General features: G+C 63.1%; 16 protein-coding genes. 5 read left to right on the top strand and 11 right to left on the bottom strand.

Annotation, left to right across the window (positions count from 1 at the left end):
• The first annotated feature begins 64 nt into the window (after positions 1-64).
• The 3 genes from NKI24_RS06395 (at position 65) to NKI24_RS06385 (ending at position 3,312) form a co-directional block, all read left to right on the top strand.
• Positions 65-1,609: a sugar ABC transporter ATP-binding protein gene (locus tag NKI24_RS06395; RefSeq protein WP_352453018.1), complete on the top strand. Its 1,545-nt coding sequence runs from the start codon at positions 65-67 to the stop codon at positions 1,607-1,609.
• A 23-nt stretch (positions 1,610-1,632) separates the two neighbouring features.
• Complete coding sequence (locus NKI24_RS06390; protein ID WP_023677502.1) at positions 1,633-2,628, top strand: ABC transporter permease; 996 nt, start codon at positions 1,633-1,635, stop codon at positions 2,626-2,628.
• Positions 2,629-2,781: 153 nt separating this feature from the next.
• Positions 2,782-3,312, top strand: coding sequence for a DUF2231 domain-containing protein (locus NKI24_RS06385; RefSeq protein WP_352453004.1), 531 nt, complete (start codon positions 2,782-2,784; stop codon positions 3,310-3,312).
• 91 nt (positions 3,313-3,403) lie between these two features.
• Here NKI24_RS06385 and phnN read toward each other — a convergent pair whose 3' ends face one another.
• The 9 genes from phnN to NKI24_RS06340 form a co-directional block, all read right to left on the bottom strand.
• The gene (gene phnN, locus NKI24_RS06380; RefSeq protein WP_352464731.1) at positions 3,404-4,033 is read right to left on the bottom strand and encodes a phosphonate metabolism protein/1,5-bisphosphokinase (PRPP-forming) PhnN; all 630 of its coding nucleotides are present in this window, start codon (positions 4,031-4,033) and stop codon (positions 3,404-3,406) included.
• A complete protein-coding gene (locus NKI24_RS06375; RefSeq protein ID WP_352453006.1) occupies positions 4,030-5,169 on the bottom strand; it encodes an alpha-D-ribose 1-methylphosphonate 5-triphosphate diphosphatase in 1,140 nt (379 codons plus the stop codon). Before NKI24_RS06375 ends, phnN begins: the two co-directional genes overlap by 4 nt.
• 79 nt (positions 5,170-5,248) lie before the next feature.
• A complete protein-coding gene (locus tag NKI24_RS06370) occupies positions 5,249-5,956 on the bottom strand; it encodes a DUF1045 domain-containing protein (protein WP_352453007.1) in 708 nt (235 codons plus the stop codon).
• 148 nt (positions 5,957-6,104) lie between these two features.
• Positions 6,105-6,917, bottom strand: a complete 813-nt coding sequence (gene iolB / locus NKI24_RS06365; protein ID WP_352743965.1) for a 5-deoxy-glucuronate isomerase — start codon at positions 6,915-6,917, stop codon at positions 6,105-6,107.
• 2 nt (positions 6,918-6,919) lie between these two features.
• On the bottom strand, positions 6,920-7,138 hold the full coding sequence (locus tag NKI24_RS06360; protein WP_352453009.1) for a DUF3329 domain-containing protein: 219 nt from the start codon (positions 7,136-7,138) through the stop codon (positions 6,920-6,922).
• Positions 7,139-7,179: 41 nt separating this feature from the next.
• Positions 7,180-8,097, bottom strand: a complete 918-nt coding sequence (gene iolE, locus NKI24_RS06355; RefSeq protein WP_352743962.1) for a myo-inosose-2 dehydratase — start codon at positions 8,095-8,097, stop codon at positions 7,180-7,182.
• A gap of 44 nt (positions 8,098-8,141) precedes the next feature.
• The gene (gene iolD, locus NKI24_RS06350) at positions 8,142-9,986 is read right to left on the bottom strand and encodes a 3D-(3,5/4)-trihydroxycyclohexane-1,2-dione acylhydrolase (decyclizing) (protein WP_352743961.1); all 1,845 of its coding nucleotides are present in this window, start codon (positions 9,984-9,986) and stop codon (positions 8,142-8,144) included.
• 34 nt (positions 9,987-10,020) lie between these two features.
• A complete protein-coding gene (locus NKI24_RS06345; RefSeq protein WP_352743959.1) occupies positions 10,021-11,955 on the bottom strand; it encodes a bifunctional 5-dehydro-2-deoxygluconokinase/5-dehydro-2-deoxyphosphogluconate aldolase in 1,935 nt (644 codons plus the stop codon).
• 200 nt (positions 11,956-12,155) lie between these two features.
• Positions 12,156-12,884: an SDR family oxidoreductase gene (locus NKI24_RS06340; protein ID WP_352453013.1), complete on the bottom strand. Its 729-nt coding sequence runs from the start codon at positions 12,882-12,884 to the stop codon at positions 12,156-12,158.
• A gap of 138 nt (positions 12,885-13,022) precedes the next feature.
• Here NKI24_RS06340 and NKI24_RS06335 point away from each other — a divergent pair, with 138 nt between their 5' ends.
• On the top strand, positions 13,023-13,913 hold the full coding sequence (locus NKI24_RS06335) for an AraC family transcriptional regulator (protein WP_352743957.1): 891 nt from the start codon (positions 13,023-13,025) through the stop codon (positions 13,911-13,913).
• Here NKI24_RS06335 and NKI24_RS06330 read toward each other — a convergent pair.
• On the bottom strand, positions 13,910-14,755 hold the full coding sequence (locus NKI24_RS06330) for a MurR/RpiR family transcriptional regulator (RefSeq protein WP_023677514.1): 846 nt from the start codon (positions 14,753-14,755) through the stop codon (positions 13,910-13,912). The two genes, NKI24_RS06335 and NKI24_RS06330, sit on opposite strands and share 4 nt — an antisense overlap.
• Positions 14,756-14,908: 153 nt before the next feature.
• On the opposite strand from NKI24_RS06330, the gene NKI24_RS06325 reads away from it, so the two are divergent.
• The gene (locus tag NKI24_RS06325; RefSeq protein WP_352453015.1) at positions 14,909-16,018 is read left to right on the top strand and encodes a Gfo/Idh/MocA family protein; all 1,110 of its coding nucleotides are present in this window, start codon (positions 14,909-14,911) and stop codon (positions 16,016-16,018) included.
• A 226-nt stretch (positions 16,019-16,244) separates the two neighbouring features.
• Here NKI24_RS06325 and NKI24_RS06320 read toward each other — a convergent pair whose 3' ends face one another.
• Positions 16,245-17,336 carry a 3-deoxy-7-phosphoheptulonate synthase gene (locus NKI24_RS06320; RefSeq protein WP_352743954.1) on the bottom strand — a complete coding sequence of 364 codons (1,092 nt, stop codon included), beginning with the start codon at positions 17,334-17,336 and terminating at the stop codon, positions 16,245-16,247.
• Positions 17,337-17,600: the final 264 nt, after the last annotated feature.

Here is a 17,600-nt window from a genome sequence, read left to right as displayed (position 1 = left end):
TGACGCGCCTCGCAAGGCCCGTCAGTCTGAGGCCAAAACGGCTCACCGGCTGCTGTCAGGCGTGATGAATTATTCCGATCCATCCATCGTTGCATCCACGGACGCTCCGTTCCTGAGCCTCGACGGTGTGCGCAAGACCTATCCCGGCGTCGTCGCGCTGGACGGATTCTCGATGGACGTAAGGCCCGGCGAGGTCATCGGCCTGGTCGGCGAAAACGGCGCCGGCAAATCCACGCTGATGAAGATCCTCGGCGGCGTGACCCGGCCGGACACCGGCACCATCACCGTCGATGGCGTCGCCCATGACAGTCTGACCGTCGAGGCCAGCATCGGTTCGGGCATCGCCTTCGTCCACCAGGAACTCAACCTGTTCGAGAACCTCGACGTCGCCGCCAATATCTTCTTCGGCCGCGAACCGCTGCGCGCCGGCCCGTTCAGGCTGGTCGACCGCGCCAGGCTGCGAGCGCTGGCGGCGCCGCTGCTCAAACGCGTGGGCGCCAATTTCTCGGCCGATACGCCGGTGTCGGCGCTGTCGCTGGCGCAGCAGCAAATGGTCGAGATCGCCAAGGCGCTGTCGATCGAGGCAAGGCTGGTTATCCTAGACGAACCGACCTCGAGCCTGCCGATCGCCGAAACCGACAAGCTGCTCGGTGTCATCAAGGCGCTGAAGGCAGACGGCATCAGCGTCATTTTCATCTCGCACCGCCTGCACGAGGTCGAGCGCGTCGCCGACCGCGTCGTCGTGCTCAGGGACGGCATGCTCGCCGGAACCTTGCCGAAGAGCGCCATCAATCACGACCAGATGGTCAAGCTGATGATCGGCCGCATGCTGAAGGAGCGCGAGAAGGCCGCGGAATCGGCGCGCCCCCCGGGCTCTGTCGCGCTGTCGGTCAAGGCCATTCGCACCGCTGCCTATCCCGACCGGCCCGTCGACCTCGATGTCAGGCATGGCGAGATCCTCGGCCTCGCCGGACTCGTCGGCTCCGGCCGGACGGAGCTGGCGCGCGTCCTGTTCGGCATCGACAAGAGCTTTGGCGGCTCGTTCCAGCTTGACGGAAAAGATCTGGTTCTTGGTTCGGCCGCGGACGCAGTGGCCAACGGTATTTTCCTCGTCCCCGAGGATCGCAAGCTGACCGGCATCCTGCTCGACCTTTCGATCGCCCAGAACATCTCGCTGCCCAATCTGCCGGCGCATTCGCGGCGCTCGCTGGTCTCGGCCGGCGCGGAATCCGCCACCGCCGAGAAGCAGAAGACCAATCTCGGCATCAGGGCGCCCTCCGTCCAGACGCGCACCGGCACGCTGTCGGGCGGCAACCAGCAAAAGGTCGTGCTGGCCAAATGGCTGGCGATGAAGCCGAAGGTGATGATCCTCGACGAGCCGACCCGCGGCATCGACATCGGCGCCAAGGCCGAGATCTACGGGCTGATGCGGGCGTTGGCCGATGCCGGCGTCGCCGTGCTGATGATCTCCAGCGACATGGAGGAGGTGATCGGCGTTTCCGACCGCATTGCCGTCATGCATGAAGGCCAGATCTCCGGCATTCTCGACAAGGACCGGTTCAGCCAGGAAAACGTGCTGCTGCTGGCGGTCGGCAAGCAGCCGAAGTAGTTCGCAGGCATTGGGAGAAGACGATGAGCAAGAAAGATCTCGGCCTGCTGATCCTGATCCTGGTGGTCGGCGCGGTGGTGGCAATCATCAACCCACGCTTCCTGCTGCCGATCAATCTCGCCAACACCTCGAACCTGATCGGGTTGTTCGGCATCCTGTCGATTGGCCAAGCCTTCGTCATCATCACCGGTGGCATCGAATTGTCGGTCGGCTCGGTGGTTGCGCTGCTCGGCGTGCTGTTCATCGACTTCATCGCCACGCGCGGCATGGCCTGGCCGGTCGCCCTGCCGCTGATCCTGGTGCTCGGCGGCATCATCGGGCTGGCGCATGGCTGGCTGATCACCCGGCTCAAATTGCAGCCTTTCGTGGTGACTTTGTGCGGCCTGTTGATCTATCGCGGCGTGGCGCGCTTCTACACCGCCGACGGCACCGCCGGCTTTGCCTTCGGACAGAACTTCCCGGAACTCGAGTTCCTGACGGCGGGGCGGTCCTGGGGCGTGCCGAACAGCTTCATCGCGCTGATCGTCATCGCCGTCGTCATGTGGGTGGTGCTGCACCGGTCGGTGTTCGGGCGCTATCTCTATGCCATCGGCAAGAACGAGGAAGCGGCGAAATATTCCGGCATCCGCACCGGCCGCATCGTCATGGCCGCCTATGTTATCTGCGGCGTGCTGACGGCGCTGTCAGCTATCTATTTCGCCATGTACACACGCTCGATCTCGCCGGCGAGCCACGGTCAGTTCTACGAGCTCTATGCCATCGCGGCCGCGGTGCTCGGCGGCTTCTCGCTGCGTGGCGGCGAAGGCTCGCTGATCGGCGTCCTGCTCGGCACCGTGCTGCTGCAGGAGCTGCAGAACCTCGTCAACCTGCTCGGCATCCCGTCCTCGCTCAACTTCGCCGTCATGGGCGGGGTGATCCTCATCGGCGTGCTGGTCGACCAGCAATGGGGCGTGTTCAGGGCGCGGCGGCGGATGCTGGAAGCCACACGCAAGGGCGTGGCGGGTGCTGCCGCCGAGTGACGCAAAAATAGCTGGATGAAATACGCCGACGGCCATAGCAGGTGGCGTGAAAGAGTCAGCCGGAGCTTCGCGACAGCAGTTCAGGTCGGTCTCTATTTGGAACGAAACCCGTATCTGAGCGTTTATTTAAGCTTTGCTACGCGGAGGCGTTCCATGCCCACGAATCCAGTTAGTACCGCCAAAGTAGGAACTCACCCCCTCCACCCGATGCTGATACCTTTTCCTGTCGCGTTTCTTGTCGGTGCGTTTGTCACCGACCTGGTTTTCTGGGGGACTGCCGATGCCTTCTGGGCACGGGCATCGATGTGGCTGATCGGGGCAGCCATAGTAATGGCCCTTCTCGCTGCGACAGCCGGATTTATCGACTTCCTCAACGAGCCGCGCATTCGCGCCTTGTCCGACGCCTGGTACCACATGCTAGGCAACTTGACCGCGGTCGTTGTGGCACTGATCAATTTCTACCTTCGCTATGCGCAAGGCGCCGAAGCCGCGGTCCGCCCATGGGGTGTGCTCTTGTCGTTCATAGTGGTCTGCATACTGCTGTTCACCGGCTGGAAGGGCTGGGAGATGGTGTATCGGCACCACGTTGCAGTTCTGGACACACCAGCGGATGCGCCAGCGAAGCCTTCGACAACCACTGCCACGGATACTCGTCACGCTGGTCGGGACCGGCACGCCGCATGAGGCCATAATCCCGAAAAGTGGATACCGGTTTCCAAAAAGATATCGGTTAGACAAGTAGCGCCCATACCGAATGCATCGGATGGGCGCTACTTTAGATAAGGCCCGACATGTCGGAGAAGGCCATGGCCTTGCGCAGCACCTCGGCGAAGCGCTCGCCGGCGGCTTCACGAGGGCCGCTATTGTCGATCGAGGTGACACCCGGTCCGGACAGCGCGACATTGGCACTGCGCGCCAGCCGTGCCAGCACTTCGCCGCGCGATTCGCGACCGCGCAATGCCAGCCGCTCGGCCAGGATATCCGGTGTAGCCGTGATCTCGACGACAGCCAGATTGGCGTAGCGCTCCCGCAGCGCCGGGATGATCGCGCGCGAGACGTTGGCGATCGCGACACGGCCGTTTGAGACCGACCAATCGACTTCGGCCGGGATGCCATAGCGCAGGCCATGCGCCTCCCAGGAAATCGCGAAGGCGCCATCCGCTTCGGCCTCGACGAAGGCAACGTCGGCGAGCGTGTCGTGATCCTCGGTGGCCGCATCGCTCGGCCGGGTGATCACCCGGCGCACGAACTCCAGCCGGCTCTCGTCGGCAAACACGGCGCGCGCATAGCCGATCACCGTGTCCTTGCCGGCACCGCTCGGCCCGACGACGGCGACGAAGACACCGTCGCGGATCGGAAATCCCGTAGCGGACAATTCACGCTCGACCGATGCCGACACCATCATGCGACTCGGCGTCCCTGCCGCCAGACCGTGCGGACGACCGGGACATGGTCGTCGACGCGCACGCGAACCAGATCGGCGCGCCGGCCGGGCTCGATGACACCGCGATCGGTGAGGCCGACCGCCTCGGCCGGGTTCTTCGAGACCATCGCCACCGCCTGTGGCAAGGAAATGCCCTCGACCACGTCGCCGAGGAAGAAGGCTGACTGGATCAGACTGAAGGGAATGTAGTCCGACGACAGGATATCGAGCAGGCCATCGCCGGCCAGCGTGCGGGCCGAGACATTGCCCGAATGCGACGCGCCGCGCATGACGTTCGGCGCGCCCATCAATACGCCGAGCCCTGCCTCTTTTGAAGCCCGCGCCGCCTCCTCGGTGGTCGGGAACTCGGCGACGCGCACACCTTGCTCGATCGCTTCGTCGACATGGCCGACGGTTGCGTCGTCATGGCTGGCGAGCACGATGCCGCGCTCTTGGCAGGCAGCGGCGATGAAGCTGCGGTTCGGGCTCGAATTCCTCGCCGATTCCGCCATCCGCTTTTCGCAGAATTTCTGGAAATCGCGATCGGTCAGCTTCAGCTTGCGCTGGTAGTAATAGGCGTAGGTTTCCAAATTGACGAACTGGCGCTGTCCGGGCGCATGGTCCATCAGCGACGCCAGCCTGACCCGCTCGTCGCCGTCGAAATTGGCGAAGGCTGTGAGGCAGTCCGGCGCCGAAACCTCGCAACGCAGATGGAGGAAATGGTCGGCCCTGAGCCGGTCCTGCTGCACGCTGTCCTCGATCGCGTCGGCCAGCTTGCGTATGTCGGCGGCCGTCAGGTCGGCATCCTCGTCCATGCCGACACGCAAGGCGTCGAGCACGGTGGTGATGCCGGCGGTCGCCACCTGCGCGTCATGGGCGAGCACCGCGGCGATCGGGTTCCAGCGCACTTTCGGCCGTGGCGCGTAATGGCCTTCGAGATGATCGGTGTGGAGCTCGACCAGGCCAGGGATGATGAAGTCGCCGCCCATGTCCTCGCCGCTGCGGCCGGGTCCGGCATCGATGGCGGCGATCATGCCGTCGCGCAGCACGATCGACCCTTCGACGATCTGGTCGGCCAGCACAATACGGGCATTGTCAAGAACGGTCTCGGCAGTCATTTCAGGCAGTCCTTGCAGCATTTTGCAGCCAATTGAAAATGAATTGGCTTCGCACCATGCGGTTAAAGCAAATAGCCATTTAGGCAGTTCTTCTGGCCGGGCGGCGCCCGAGCGCGTGATGGGACAGCACCATGAACGGTGCGCCCGGTTCAGTTTCCACAAACAGCGTCAGCGCGTCCACCGCCACCGGCCGTTGCAGCACGTCCGCAAACAGGCTGTCGATTGCTAGGCGAAGACGAGGGCTTTCCTGTGACGACACCCGGCCGGACAGCGTCATATGGAAGCGAAACGTCTCGAAGACATAGGGATAGCCCCACTGGCAGAGATTGCGGAACTCGTCGGGCTTCAGCGAATCGGGGCTGCGCCGTTCGATCTCGGCTTCCGTCAACGGCGCGCGAAAGCGGTCGAAGTCGCGCACCACGTCGTCGGCGAAGCGGTTGAGCGCCGGCAGCGGTGCTTCCGGCAACAGCGCGAAGAAGCCGTCGATCTGGCTGACGACGAGGCGCGGGATCGTAACCACCGGCGTCGCCTCGGCAAAATCGTCGAGTGCTGCACGAAGCGACGTTTCCGTCTCGTTGGAGGCCAGTCTGAAGGGCGCCTTCAGTGTCGCATGAAAGCCATAGCGGCGCGCCGAGGCGGTATGGAAGGCAACTTCTGCCGCCGACAACTCGCCCGCAGCCTCGACCGGCTTTGTGGCGGCACCGAATGGGTCGCGGCCGAGCCAGTCGGCGGCGATCCGTGCCAGCGGTTCGTCCTGTCGGGGGGTGAAATAGATCGCGTAGCGCATCGAAAGTCCTCGTCAGCCCCGCTGCCATAGGTGATTTCCATGACGAATTGACGAAGCTTTGCGGCGTTTTCGGTAACAAAACCACACAGCCGGGTCGTTAGCCGACGATTTTTCGCTTGGACCAGCGGTTGGGGCGAAGGGGAAGTGGTTAGGCCTTCATCAGCCATTCGTGCTCGGGCGCGTTGTGGAATTTCCACGTCCGCTTCGGTCCGGCCATGACGTTGAGATAATAGAGATCATAGCCGTGGCAGGCTGCGCAGGGGTGATAACCCTTGGGGACCAGCACGACGTCGCCGTCCTCGATCGCCATCGCCTCGTCGAGCGAACGAGCACCGTTCTCGTCGGCATCGGTGTAGACGCGCTGGAAAGCAAAGCCCTGTGGCGGGTTGAGACGGTGGTAATAGGTCTCCTCGAGATAAGATTCAGCCGGCAGATTGTCCTGGTCGTGCTTGTGCGGCGGATAGCTCGATGTGTGGCCGCCGGGTGTGATGACCTCCACCACCAGCAAGGAATCGGCCGGCTTGCCCTCCGGCAGGATGTTGGTGACATAGCGCGTGTTGGTGCCTTTGCCGCGAACCTCCTGGCCGAGATCGTCGGGCGCGATGACACGGACCGGCAGACCGCCGCCCAGTCCTGGCGCCGAACAGACGGCAAGTTCGAGATCGGTATCGGCGCTCACCGACCACTCCGACCCCTGCGGCACATAGACCGACCAAGGCTTGCCTTCGAACGGCGACATGCGTTCGCCCAGCAAGCCGAGATCCTTGCCGCCGGCCTTGGCCTTGCCCTTGCCGGTGACGAACACCAGGCAGACCTCACGATCCGCGGTTTGCCCGGAAGCGCTCTCGCCGGGCCTGAGCCGATGCAGATCGAAGCCGACATAGGTCCAGCCGGCGTTTTGCGGCGTCACATGAGCGACGCGGCCGTGGCCCTTATTGGCTTTGACGAGCAGCTTCGACATGGTCATTCCTTCGGTTCGGCGTCCGCCGATGACTTGTCCTCGTCAGCCGGCTTGTAGAGATAGAAGAATTGCCAGACGGCATAGCCGGCGAAGCCGAGCGCGATCACGCCCCAGAACGGCGTGCCGGTGGCGAATTCGATCACCGACCAGACCAGGCAGACCGCGACAACGGCAACGCGCCGCCACAGCGGCCGGAAAAACGGGTGCTCGGAGTCTTTCATCGGATCACCCCCGGCATCGGATCAGCCCTTCCTCGCGAGCCTCAAGCATTGGGAAAGCCCTGTGTCTCCACCGTATAGCCGGCCGCTGTCATCACCCGCATCAATTCCTTGTAGCCGACCTGCGCCATCTTGAGCGGCGGGTTCTTCTTCGGATCCTGCTCGGCCTCGACCACGAACCAGCCTTCATAGCCATGGTCGGCGAGCCTCTGGACGATGGCGCCAAAATCCAGCGAGCCATCTCCCGGCACGGTGAAGGCGCCAAGTGCCACCGCGTCGAGGAAGGATTGCGTGTTGCGATCCAGCTTTTGGATCACCTCCATGCGTACGTCCTTCACATGCACGTGGTTGATGCGCGGGTGGTGGTTATCAATAGCGCGCAGCACATCGCCGCCGGCAAAGGCCAGGTGACCCGCGTCGAGCAGCAATGGAATGCCTTCTCCCGAATAGCGCATGAAGGCATCTAGCTCTGGCTCGGTCTCAACTACTGCCGCCATATGATGATGGTAGGAGAGCGGCATGCCTTGCTCTGCACACCATTCGCCGAACTGCGTGAGCCGCCGGGCGTAGGCTTTCATTTCCTCGTCCGAAAGCCTGGGCTTGCTGGCGAGCGGCTTCGAGCGGTCGCCCTGGATGGAGCGGCCGACTTCACCATAGACGATGCATGGCGCGTTCACCGCCTTGAACAGGTCGATCATCGGCTGGATACGATCCTTGTTCTTCGCCATGTCTTCGTCGACCAGCGTCCCCGAGAACCAGCCGCCGCAAAGCGTCACGTCGGCCTCTTTCAGGATCGGCAGCATGATTTGCGGATCGTTGGGAAAGCGGCGGCCCATTTCCATTCCGGTAAAGCCAGCCGAGCGCGACTGGCGCAGGCACTCCTCCAGCGACACATCATCGCTGAGTTCGGCAAGATCGTCGTTCCACCATGCAATGGGGGACATGCCCAGTTTGGCTTTCAAGTCGTCACTCCAGTTTCAGACATTCGAGGCGCGTTCGCGGATGGCTAAAGAACCCGCCCGCTCAGCGCTTCCTCATATTTCTTGCGCGCCGCATTCACTTGCGGCCGTGCCGAGACTTCCGGCACTGCGACATCCCACCAGCTTCCACCAGCCTCGGTCGAAACCAGCGGGTCGGTGTCGATAACCAGTACCGTCGTTCGCGTGTTCTTCCTCGCTTGCGCCAGCGCCGTTTCCAGCCCGGCGATCGATGGCACTTTTTCGGCAATCGCACCCATGCTCGCAGCATGCGCGGCGAAGTCGATCTCGGGCAAGGTTTCGTGACGGGTGTCCTTCAGCAGATTGTTGAAGTTGGCGCCGCCGGTCGCCATCTGCAACCGGTTGATGCAGCCATAGCCGCGGTTGTCGAGCAGCACGATGGTCAGCTTGAGGCCGAGCATCACCGAGGTCGCGATCTCGGAATTGAGCATCAGGTAAGAACCGTCGCCGATCATGACCACGACGTCTTCGTCCGGCTTGGCCATCTTGACGCCAAGCCCGCCGGCGATTTCATAGCCCATTGTCGAGAAGCCGTATTCTGCGTGGTAGGAGCCGGGCGCGCCCGCCTGCCATAGCTTGTGCAATTCGCCGGGCAAGCCGCCGGCCGCATGAAGCAGTACCACGCCGGAGCCCATGGCGCGCTGTACTGCGCCGATCACTTGCGCGTCGGACGGATAGGCGGCATTGGTCGACGCCGTCACCTTGTCGGCATCCGCTTGCCAGTTCTTCTTGCCCGCGATCGCATTGTCGGTCCAGCCTGAAGGGGCTTTCCAGCCTTTCAGCGCCGCAGCGAGTTCGGCGAGCCCTTCCGCCGCATCGGCGACCAGCGGCAGCGCCTGGTGCTTTCCGGCGTCAAAAGGCTGCACGTTGAGCCCGATGATGGTCCTGCCGGCATGCTTGAACAATGCCCAGGAGCCGGTGGTGAAATCCTGCAGTCTGGTGCCGACGGCAAGCACGACGTCGGCCTCTTCGGCCAGCCTGTTGGCCGCCGAAGTGCCGGTAACGCCGACCGCGCCCATGTTCAACGGATGATCGTCCGGGAGCGAGGATTTGCCGCCTTGCGTCTCACAAACTGGAATGCCGGCGCCTTGCACCAGTTTTGCCAGATCCTCGGACGCCTGCGAATAGAGTACGCCGCCGCCCGCGATCACCAGCGGCTTTTTCGCCGCTTTGAGTACCGCGACTGCGGCCGCCAGTTCGTTGCGGTCCGGCCGCTGCCGTCGCGGCGTCCAGACCCGTTCGGCAAAGAAGCTCTCCGGATAATCATAAGCCTCGGCCTGCACGTCCTGGCACAGCGCCAGCGTCACCGGGCCGCATTCGGCGGGATCGGTCAGCACCTGCATGGCGCGATTGAGCGCCGGCATGATCTGCTCCGGCCGCGTGATGCGGTCGAAATAGCGCGACACCGGGCGGAGGCAGTCATTGACCGTCGCCGTGCCGTCGGAAAAATCCTCGGCCTGCTGCAGGACGGGATCGGGAATGCGATTGGCGAAGACGTCGCCGGGCAGAAACAGGACAGGCAACCTGTTTACATGCGCAAGTGCCGCAGCGGTCACCATGTTGAGCGCGCCGGGGCCGATCGAACTGGTCGCGGCCATGAAGCGACGGCGGAAATTGGCCTTGGCGTAGGCGATCGCCGCATGCGCCATTGCCTGCTCGTTATGGGCACGGAAGGTCGGCAGTTCGTCGCGAACCTGGTAGAGCGCCTCGCCGACGCCGGCGACATTGCCGTGGCCGAAGATCGCCCAGACTCCGCCGAAGATCGGCACTTTCTTGCCGTGCATCTCGGTCATCTGTCGGGCAAGAAAGCGGGTCAGCGCCTGCGCCATCGTCAGGCGGATTGTCTTGGTCATGTCGGTTCCTCCGCAGTGCTTATGTCGCGCCTTCTTATGCCGCTTTGCGACCGCGCGCGGCAAGCCATGCCTCGGTCAGTTTTTCGAAACGCGATGCCATGTCGGCCACCGCCTCCTCGTCCGACATCTTGCCGGCAAGCCATTGTTCGGCCGCGTTAATGAAGATGGTGCGGCCGACAGCGAAGCCTTTGACGATAGGCGCCTTGGCGGTGGCGGCGAAGGCCGCTTCCAGCTCGTCCTGCGGCGCTTCCAGGCCAAGCAGCACAATTCCACGGCACCACGGATCGTGCTTCAGGATCACCGCTTCGATCTTTGCCCATGCGCCGGCCGAAGCCTGCGGCTCGAGCTTCCACCAGTCGGGCTTGATGCCCAGCGCATAGAGTTCCTCCAGCGCCCGCGGGATCGTCATGTCGTCGAGCTTGCCGTGCTTGCCGGCGATGATCTCGATGAGAAGTTCTCTACCCACTTTCCGCGCGGCCTCGAACAAAGCGCGCAGTTTCTGCTGCTGTTCGCTCTTCAGCGCCGCGGGATCGTCGGGATGATAGAAGCACAGGCACTTGATGCAGTGGTCGACCGGCCATTCGGTCAGTTGCGAACCTATGTCTTGCGAGAACTCGAAGCGAAGCGGCCGCGAACCCGGCAACTCGACCGGCCGGCCGAGCCAGGCGAAGGAATGGTGGGCGAATTCGAACATCGCCTCGCGTCCGTATTTTTCGTCGAGCAGCATGCCGTAGCCGGCGCGGCCAGCCGCAACCTTGGCCGCAGCCTTGACCGTCAGCACCTTGAAAGCTGGGATTCGCGACGGATCGGCGCCGGCTTTTGCCGCGACATCCTCCAGCTGGACGCGGTGGTCGCAGGCGAACGCCATCAGCGAGGGGATGTCGCGCCGGCGCGTGGTCGCCCAATGGATGTGATTGATCGCCTCGTCCTTGCGCAGCGCCAGATGCTTGCTGCCGTTTTTCAGGAAGAACTGCAATTCCTCGAAAGTCGGGTATTCCGGTGCGCAGAGCAGCCGCGACACGGCAAAGGCGCCGCAGGCATTGGCCCAGGTCGCCGCCGTCGCCAAGCCTTCCTCGCCGAGCCAGCCGCGCAGGAAGCCCGACATGAAGGCGTCGCCGGCGCCGAGCACATTGTAGACCTCGATTGGAAATCCCTTGCCGACGATAGCGTCCTCGAGGTCGTCGCTGATCGGCCCGTCATAGACGATGCAGCCCATGGCGCCGCGTTTCAGCACGATGGTTGCCGCCGACAGCGAGCGGATGGTTTTCAGCGCGCTCAGGCAATCGTCTGCGCCCGAGGCGATCATGATTTCCTCTTCGGTGCCGACGATGAGATCGCAATCGGGCAGCACCGTCTTCAACTGCGCCGAGACGCGGTCGGATTTCACATAGCGCTCGAAGCCTTCGGCGTGGCCGGCGAGACCCCAGAGGTTGGGGCGGTAGTCGATGTCGAACACCACCTTGCCGCCCTTGGCTTTCATGACACGGATCGCCTTGCGCTGGGCGGCGTCGCTGTTGGGCCGTGAAAAATGCGTGCCGGTGACGACGACCGCGCGTGCCGAAGCGATAAACGCCTCATCGATATCGTCTTTCGAAAGCGCCATGTCGGCGCAATCGCTGCGATAGAAGATCATCGGCGAGACGCCTTCATCCTCGACCGACAGCAGCACCAGGGCGGTCAGCCGCTCCGGATCGGTCTTGAGGCCTTGGACCGAAACGCCCTCGCGGGTCAGCTGCTCGCGGATGAAGCGGCCCATCTGCTCATTGCCGACGCGGGTGAGCAGCGCCGAGCGCAGGCCGAGCCTGGCAGTACCGACCGCGATATTGGCCGGACAGCCGCCGACCGACTTGGCAAAGGAAGTAATGTCCTCGAGGCGCGAGCCGATCTGCTGACCATAGAGATCGACGGAAGCGCGGCCGATTGTGATGATGTCGAGCGGCGCATGTCTCGCTTCCACGGCTTCGCCCATTCGAACCTCCCATCGGCTTTGTTGTCTTGGGTAACACGCGCGAGCGGCAGCGTGGCGCCGGCAATATGAAATAATAATTCCAATCCATAGTCAATATGGAACGAGCATTCCCAAGGCTGAAAAGTGCTGTGCAAGGCTCGCGCGTTCAGAAACTTTGAAGTCAGACGAACGTCAAGTGTCTACCACTGAAACCAGCTGATTTACCAAGGAAGCGGGCCATCATCGTTGAAGAACCCGGCGGTCGGGCCATCGGCGTCCAGGGTCGCCAGGTGAATGACGATCTCGGCCGCCTGCTGCACCGTGCGGTGACCTCTATACTCGTTGAGATCGGTGGCGGTATAGCCGGGCGCCGCGGCGTTGACCTTGATGTCTTGCGGCGCGAGCTCCCTGGCGAAGGCCACGGTGATGGCGTTCAAGGCCGTCTTGGAGCTGCCGTAGCCCATCATGTTAACGGCGTGGTTCGCAGTGGCGGGATCGAGCGCCCGGCCGATGGACCCGGTGGAGCTGCTCACCATCACGATCCGGGCAGCAGGTGCTGCTAGCAGCAGCGGCAGGAATGCCTGGGTCACGCGGATCGGGCCGAAGACATTGACGTCGTAGGTGGCCTGGATGTCGGCGATCCGCTGCTGGCTCGGCGGCAGGTCGTAATTGATGGCGACGCCGGCGTTGTTCACCAGCACGTCGAGGCAGGGGCTGGCCTGCCTGAATGCCTCGGCTGCCGCCTTCACACTGTCATCCCGCGTGACGTCCAGCTCAAGCCACTCCACGTCGAGGCCTTCGGCGCGCAATGCCTGCGCCGCCGCCATGCCGCGTTCGGCGCTCCTGGCGCCGAGCCAGACCTTGAAGCCCATGGTCGCCAGTCGCCGGGCGATTTCACGGCCTATACCCTTGTTGGCGCCGGTCACCAGCGCGCTTTTCGATGTTCTCATAATCGGTGTCTCCATTTTTCTTGTGGAAGACCCACAAATGGTGCGAGGCAGCGGGGGTTGCGCGCCGGAAATTCTCCGGCTCTTGCCTAATCCTCTCGCGCTGTTGCGCCGCCGGTGCGAATGCGCGATGCTGGCGCAATGAGCGAAGCGCTGCAGGAGTTGATCGAGATCGCCAGCCGCCATGCGCGCGGGCGACGAACAAGAACGGCGGTTCCCCGCATTTCGATAGGCCGTAGCGAAGTCGCCACGGCGCCAATGCCAAGGGTGTGGGGGTCGGGGATCTTATTCGTACTGCAGGGCGCGAAGACGGTTCTGATCGGCGACCGGGCTCTTCGTTACAATCCGGCCAGCTATTTCATCTATACTGTCGAGACGCCCACCATCAGCCAGATAATCGAAGCGAGCGCGGCGCGTCCTTACCTGGCCATTGGCTTGACCCTTGACCTGCAGGCCGTCGCCGGGCTCCTCGTCGAGCACGCGCCGGCCCTCAGTGGCGACAGTTTCTCCACCTCTCCCGCTGATGACGATCTGCTCGACGCGTTGCGTCGAATGATGCGGCTGCTTGACCGGCCAGCGGAGATTCCCGTGCTCGCGACCATGATCGAGCGAGAGATGCTGTTTCGGCTCCTGCAAGGCCCCCAAGGCGGAAAGCTTCGTGAGCTTGCGCGCGCCGATGGCCATCTGTCCCGGATTGGCCGGGCGATCGCCTGGATCCGTTCGCATCCCCATCAGCCGGTCCGGGTCGGCGATCTGGCCGAGATTGCCCGTATGAGCAGTGCTGCGTTTTATCGTCACTTCAAGGCGGCGACGGCCATGAGCCCAATCCAGTATCAAAAGCAAATCCGCTTGCTGGAAGCCCGCCATCTGCTGATTGCCCAGCCGGGCAACGTCGCACGTGTCGCCTTCGCCGTCGGCTATGAGAGTGCTTCCCAGTTCAGCCGGGAGTATGCCCGCCAGTTCGGGTCGCCGCCTGCCCGCGACGCAGCGCGGCTTTCGGCAGAAGGCGAAACGGCAATAGAGGTGATCTAAGGCTTGCGCTTCTTGCCAGTATCGCGCCGCTTCTCGCCGACCGCGACGGTCAGCGCCATAGCCAAAGCCATCGTCGCCGACAGCGAGCGGAAGCCGGCGAAATCGGCCTCGGCGACCTCGAACCAGACCCTGGCGAATTGGGCGAGTGGCGAAAAGGAGCTGTCGGTAATCGCCACGATCGGCACGCCTTGCTCCGAAATGACGCGCGCCTCCTCGATGGTGGCCGGGGCATAGGGCGAAAAGCTGATGGCGATCACGGCGTCCCTTGGAGAGGCAAAGCCGATCATCTCTGCATTGAGGCCGGCGGCCGATTCGATCAGCTGGTTGCGGATCTTGAGCTTGCCCAATGCATAGGCGATATAGGAGGCGACCGGGTAGGAGCGCCGCTTGGCCAGCACGTAAATGGTTTCGGCCTTGGCCAACACGGTGATTGCATCTTCGAAATGGTCTTCATTCAGCGTGCGCGAAATGTCGTTGAGCGAGGTACTGGCTGCGGCAACAAAACCGTCGAAAATCGCGCGGTGGCCGGCGCCTTCCTCGGCCTTGGCGCGCAATGCCGCCAGCCTTTCATCATAGGATGAGTTGCGCTCGCGCAGGCGCTCGCGAAACACCAACTGCAGGCTGGTGAAACCATCAAAACCAAGCTGCTGGGCAAAGCGAATCAGGGTCGAAGGCTGGACACCGGCGGAAGCGGCGATGCTGGCAGCGGTGCCGAAGGCGATATCGTCTGGGTTATCGAGCGCATAGGCGGCGATCTGGGCGATACGTTTCGGCAAGCTGTGGCGCCGCTCCAGGATCGTCGCCCGCAGCGTCTCGAAATCGCGCGGCACCCGTTCGTCCATCGTCGCTCCGCCCAGGCTCATCGTCTGGTTCCCTCTGTGCCCCATCATAGCGGGCCTGTGCAAGAACACCATAAAAAATGAGACAAGCGTTCCATCTCCAGACAAAATGGACTAATTCATCCACACAAATTTTGCACACAGGGAGGCAAGCGGATGGTCGGGGTAGGTCTTATCGGCACGGGTTTCATGGGCAAGTGCCACGCCATTGCCTGGAACGCGGTCGGCACCGTCTTTCCCGATGTGGCCAAGCCAAGGCTGGTCCATCTGGGCGAGGTCAACGAGGATCTTGCCAAACGCCGTGCCAGCGAATTCGGCTTCGCCAAGGCCTCCGGCGATTGGCGCGCCGTCGTCGACGACCCGGAAGTCGATGTCGTTTCGCTGACCACGCCGAACCAGTTCCACCCGGAAATGGCCATCGCCATCCTCGAAGCCGGCAAGCATCTGTGGTGTGAAAAACCGATGGCGCCGAGCTTCGCCGAGGCGCAAGCAATGGCCGCGGCGGCCCAAAAGTCCGGCAAGGTCGCCGCGCTCGGCTATAACTATATTCAGAACCCAGCGATCCGCCATATCGGCGCGCTGCTCGACGAGAAGATCATCGGCGAGGTCAACCATCTGCGTATCGAGATGGACGAGGACTTCATGGCCGATCCGGAGGCGCTGTTCTTCTGGAAGCACGAGGCGGCGTCCGGTTACGGCGCGCTCGACGATTTCGCCGTGCATCCGCTGTCGCTCATCGCCGTACTGTTCGGCCGCGTTGCCCGTGTCATGTGCGACATGGCCAAACCCTATGCCGACCGCCGCGTCGCCTCGGGCGGGCGCCGCGCGGTCGAGACCTACGACATCGCCAGCATCCTGATGCATCTCGAAAACGGCATCGCCGGCACGCTGCTGGTCAACCGTTCGGCCTGGGGCCGCAAAGGCCGGATCGCCATCCAGATTTTTGGCTCGAAGGGCTCGATCCTGTACGACCAGGAGCGGATGAATGAGTTCCAGCTCTATCTGACGGCCGACCGGCCGACCGAGCAAGGCTACCGCACCATCCTGGTGGCGCCGCATCATAAGCCTTATGACGCCTTCCTGCCGGCGCCCGGTCACGGCCTTGGCTTTAATGATCTCAAGATCATCGAATGCCGGGAGCTGTTGACGCGGCTTGCCGGCAAGCCGGCGCGGATCATCGATTTCGACGAAGGCCTGGAGATCGAGCGCACGGTACACGCGATGGCGCGCTCGTTCGCAGAACAGCGCTGGATGGAGGTGCGGTAGTAAGTCCGCGCTGGTCTCCCCTTCTCCCCTTGTGGGAGAAGGTGGCCGAGCGAAGCTCGGTCGGATGAGGGGTGTTGGACGGATCGCTACAGCGAAGAAATAACCGCTTAAAATCCCTCAATATTTTACGCCGAGTTTCTTCCAGCACTCCTCATCCGGCTCGGCGCTGCGCGCCGATCCACCTTCTCCCACAAGGGGAGAAGGGTCAGGGCCGGCATTGGCCGCCTCAGGCGGCTCCTGGCCGGCCGGCGATCATGGCACGTCTCGCCGACCGGCGCCGCTCGACGGCGTCGGCAAGGCCGTAGAGCACCGTCTCGGTGGTTGCCCAGTCGATGCAGCCATCGGTGATGCTCTGGCCATAGACGAGCGGCTTGCCGGGCACGACGTCCTGCCGGCCGGCGACGAGGTTGCTCTCGATCATGATGCCGACGATGCGTTCGTCGCCCGCCGCGATCTGGCCCGCCATGTCAGCCGCCACCAGCGGCTGGTTTTCCGGCTTCTTGCTGCTGTTGGCGTGGCTGACATCGATCATCAGCCGCGGCGCCACGCCGATCCGGCCGAGCTCAGCGCAGGCAGCAGCAATGCTTGCCGCGTCATAATTCGGCACAATACCGCCGCGCAGGATGACGTGGCAGTCCTCGTTGCCGGTGGTCGTCGCGATGGCGCTGCGCCCGCCCTTTGTCACCGCCATGAAATGATGCGGCTGGGCGGCGGACTTCACGGCTTCGGCGGCAATCCGCAGATTGCCGTCGGTGCCGTTCTTGAAGCCGACCGGGCAGGACAGGCCTGACGCCAGCTCGCGATGGATCTGGCTCTCTGTCGTGCGTGCGCCGATCGCGCCCCAGGCGACGAGGTCGGCAATATATTGCGGGGTGGCCATGTCGAGGAATTCGGTGGCCGCCGGAAGGCCGAGATTGTTGACGGCGGAGAGCACGTTGCGGGCCATCCGCAACCCCTTGTCGATGTTGAAGCTGCCGTCGAGGTCGGGATCGTTGATCAGGCCCTTCCAGCCGACCGTCGTGCGCGGTTTCTCGAAATAAACCCGCATCACGATCTCCAGCCGGTCCGACAGGCTTTCACGCAGCGATGCCAAACGGCTGGCATAGTCTACGGCGGCGGTCGGGTCGTGGATCGAACAGGGGCCGACGACGACCACCAGCCGATCGTCGGCGCCGGTCAGCACGGCGTGGATGGCATTGCGTGATGCGGCAACGGTGCGCGTCGCCGTCAGCGTGCGCGGTATTTCCCGCATCACCTCGTCGGGTGTGCTCAGTTCTCTGATTTCCTTGACCCGAAGATCGTCTGTGGTCGTCAACACGGCTTATGCTCCTGATTGGGAGACCTGCCGGCTGAAACAAAAAAGCCGCCAGGTCTGGCGGCTGTTCGGATATTGTTGCTGCAATCTTCAGATCGAGCGCAATCCTCCCGCCGCCAGCGAGTAGCTAAAGTACCAATAGGTGGCGGTCAGGTGGATCATGAGGGCTGATATAGTCGATGCGGAGGCGCTTGTCACGTGCCTGGTGAGGAGGAGGTTTACTCCAGCCCATTCGCGATTGGCTGAAGCCCCCCGAACTTCGTCATC

The organism is Mesorhizobium sp. M0701 (genome assembly GCF_040320365.1).
GTDB lineage: Bacteria > Pseudomonadota > Alphaproteobacteria > Rhizobiales > Rhizobiaceae > Mesorhizobium.
The sequence above is the reverse complement of the archived record's forward strand: the minus strand, read 5'-3'. Positions and strand labels throughout refer to the sequence as shown.

Coding starts and splice junctions, on each gene's coding strand:
- NKI24_RS06395 (WP_352453018.1), top strand. CDS start 65: ATGAATTATTCCGATCCATCCATCGTTGCATCCACGGACGCTCCGTTC.
- NKI24_RS06330 (WP_023677514.1), bottom strand. CDS start 14,755: ATGGACGAACGGGTGCCGCGCGATTTCGAGACGCTGCGGGCGACGATC.
- NKI24_RS06335 (WP_352743957.1), top strand. CDS start 13,023: ATGAGCGAAGCGCTGCAGGAGTTGATCGAGATCGCCAGCCGCCATGCG.
- phnN (WP_352464731.1), bottom strand. CDS start 4,033: ATGATGGTGTCGGCATCGGTCGAGCGTGAATTGTCCGCTACGGGATTT.
- NKI24_RS06390 (WP_023677502.1), top strand. CDS start 1,633: ATGAGCAAGAAAGATCTCGGCCTGCTGATCCTGATCCTGGTGGTCGGC.
- NKI24_RS06370 (WP_352453007.1), bottom strand. CDS start 5,956: ATGCGCTACGCGATCTATTTCACCCCCCGACAGGACGAACCGCTGGCA.
- NKI24_RS06375 (WP_352453006.1), bottom strand. CDS start 5,169: ATGACTGCCGAGACCGTTCTTGACAATGCCCGTATTGTGCTGGCCGAC.
- NKI24_RS06325 (WP_352453015.1), top strand. CDS start 14,909: ATGGTCGGGGTAGGTCTTATCGGCACGGGTTTCATGGGCAAGTGCCAC.
- iolD (WP_352743961.1), bottom strand. CDS start 9,986: ATGACCAAGACAATCCGCCTGACGATGGCGCAGGCGCTGACCCGCTTT.
- NKI24_RS06360 (WP_352453009.1), bottom strand. CDS start 7,138: ATGAAAGACTCCGAGCACCCGTTTTTCCGGCCGCTGTGGCGGCGCGTT.
- NKI24_RS06340 (WP_352453013.1), bottom strand. CDS start 12,884: ATGAGAACATCGAAAAGCGCGCTGGTGACCGGCGCCAACAAGGGTATA.
- iolB (WP_352743965.1), bottom strand. CDS start 6,917: ATGTCGAAGCTGCTCGTCAAAGCCAATAAGGGCCACGGCCGCGTCGCT.
- NKI24_RS06385 (WP_352453004.1), top strand. CDS start 2,782: ATGCCCACGAATCCAGTTAGTACCGCCAAAGTAGGAACTCACCCCCTC.
- NKI24_RS06345 (WP_352743959.1), bottom strand. CDS start 11,955: ATGGGCGAAGCCGTGGAAGCGAGACATGCGCCGCTCGACATCATCACA.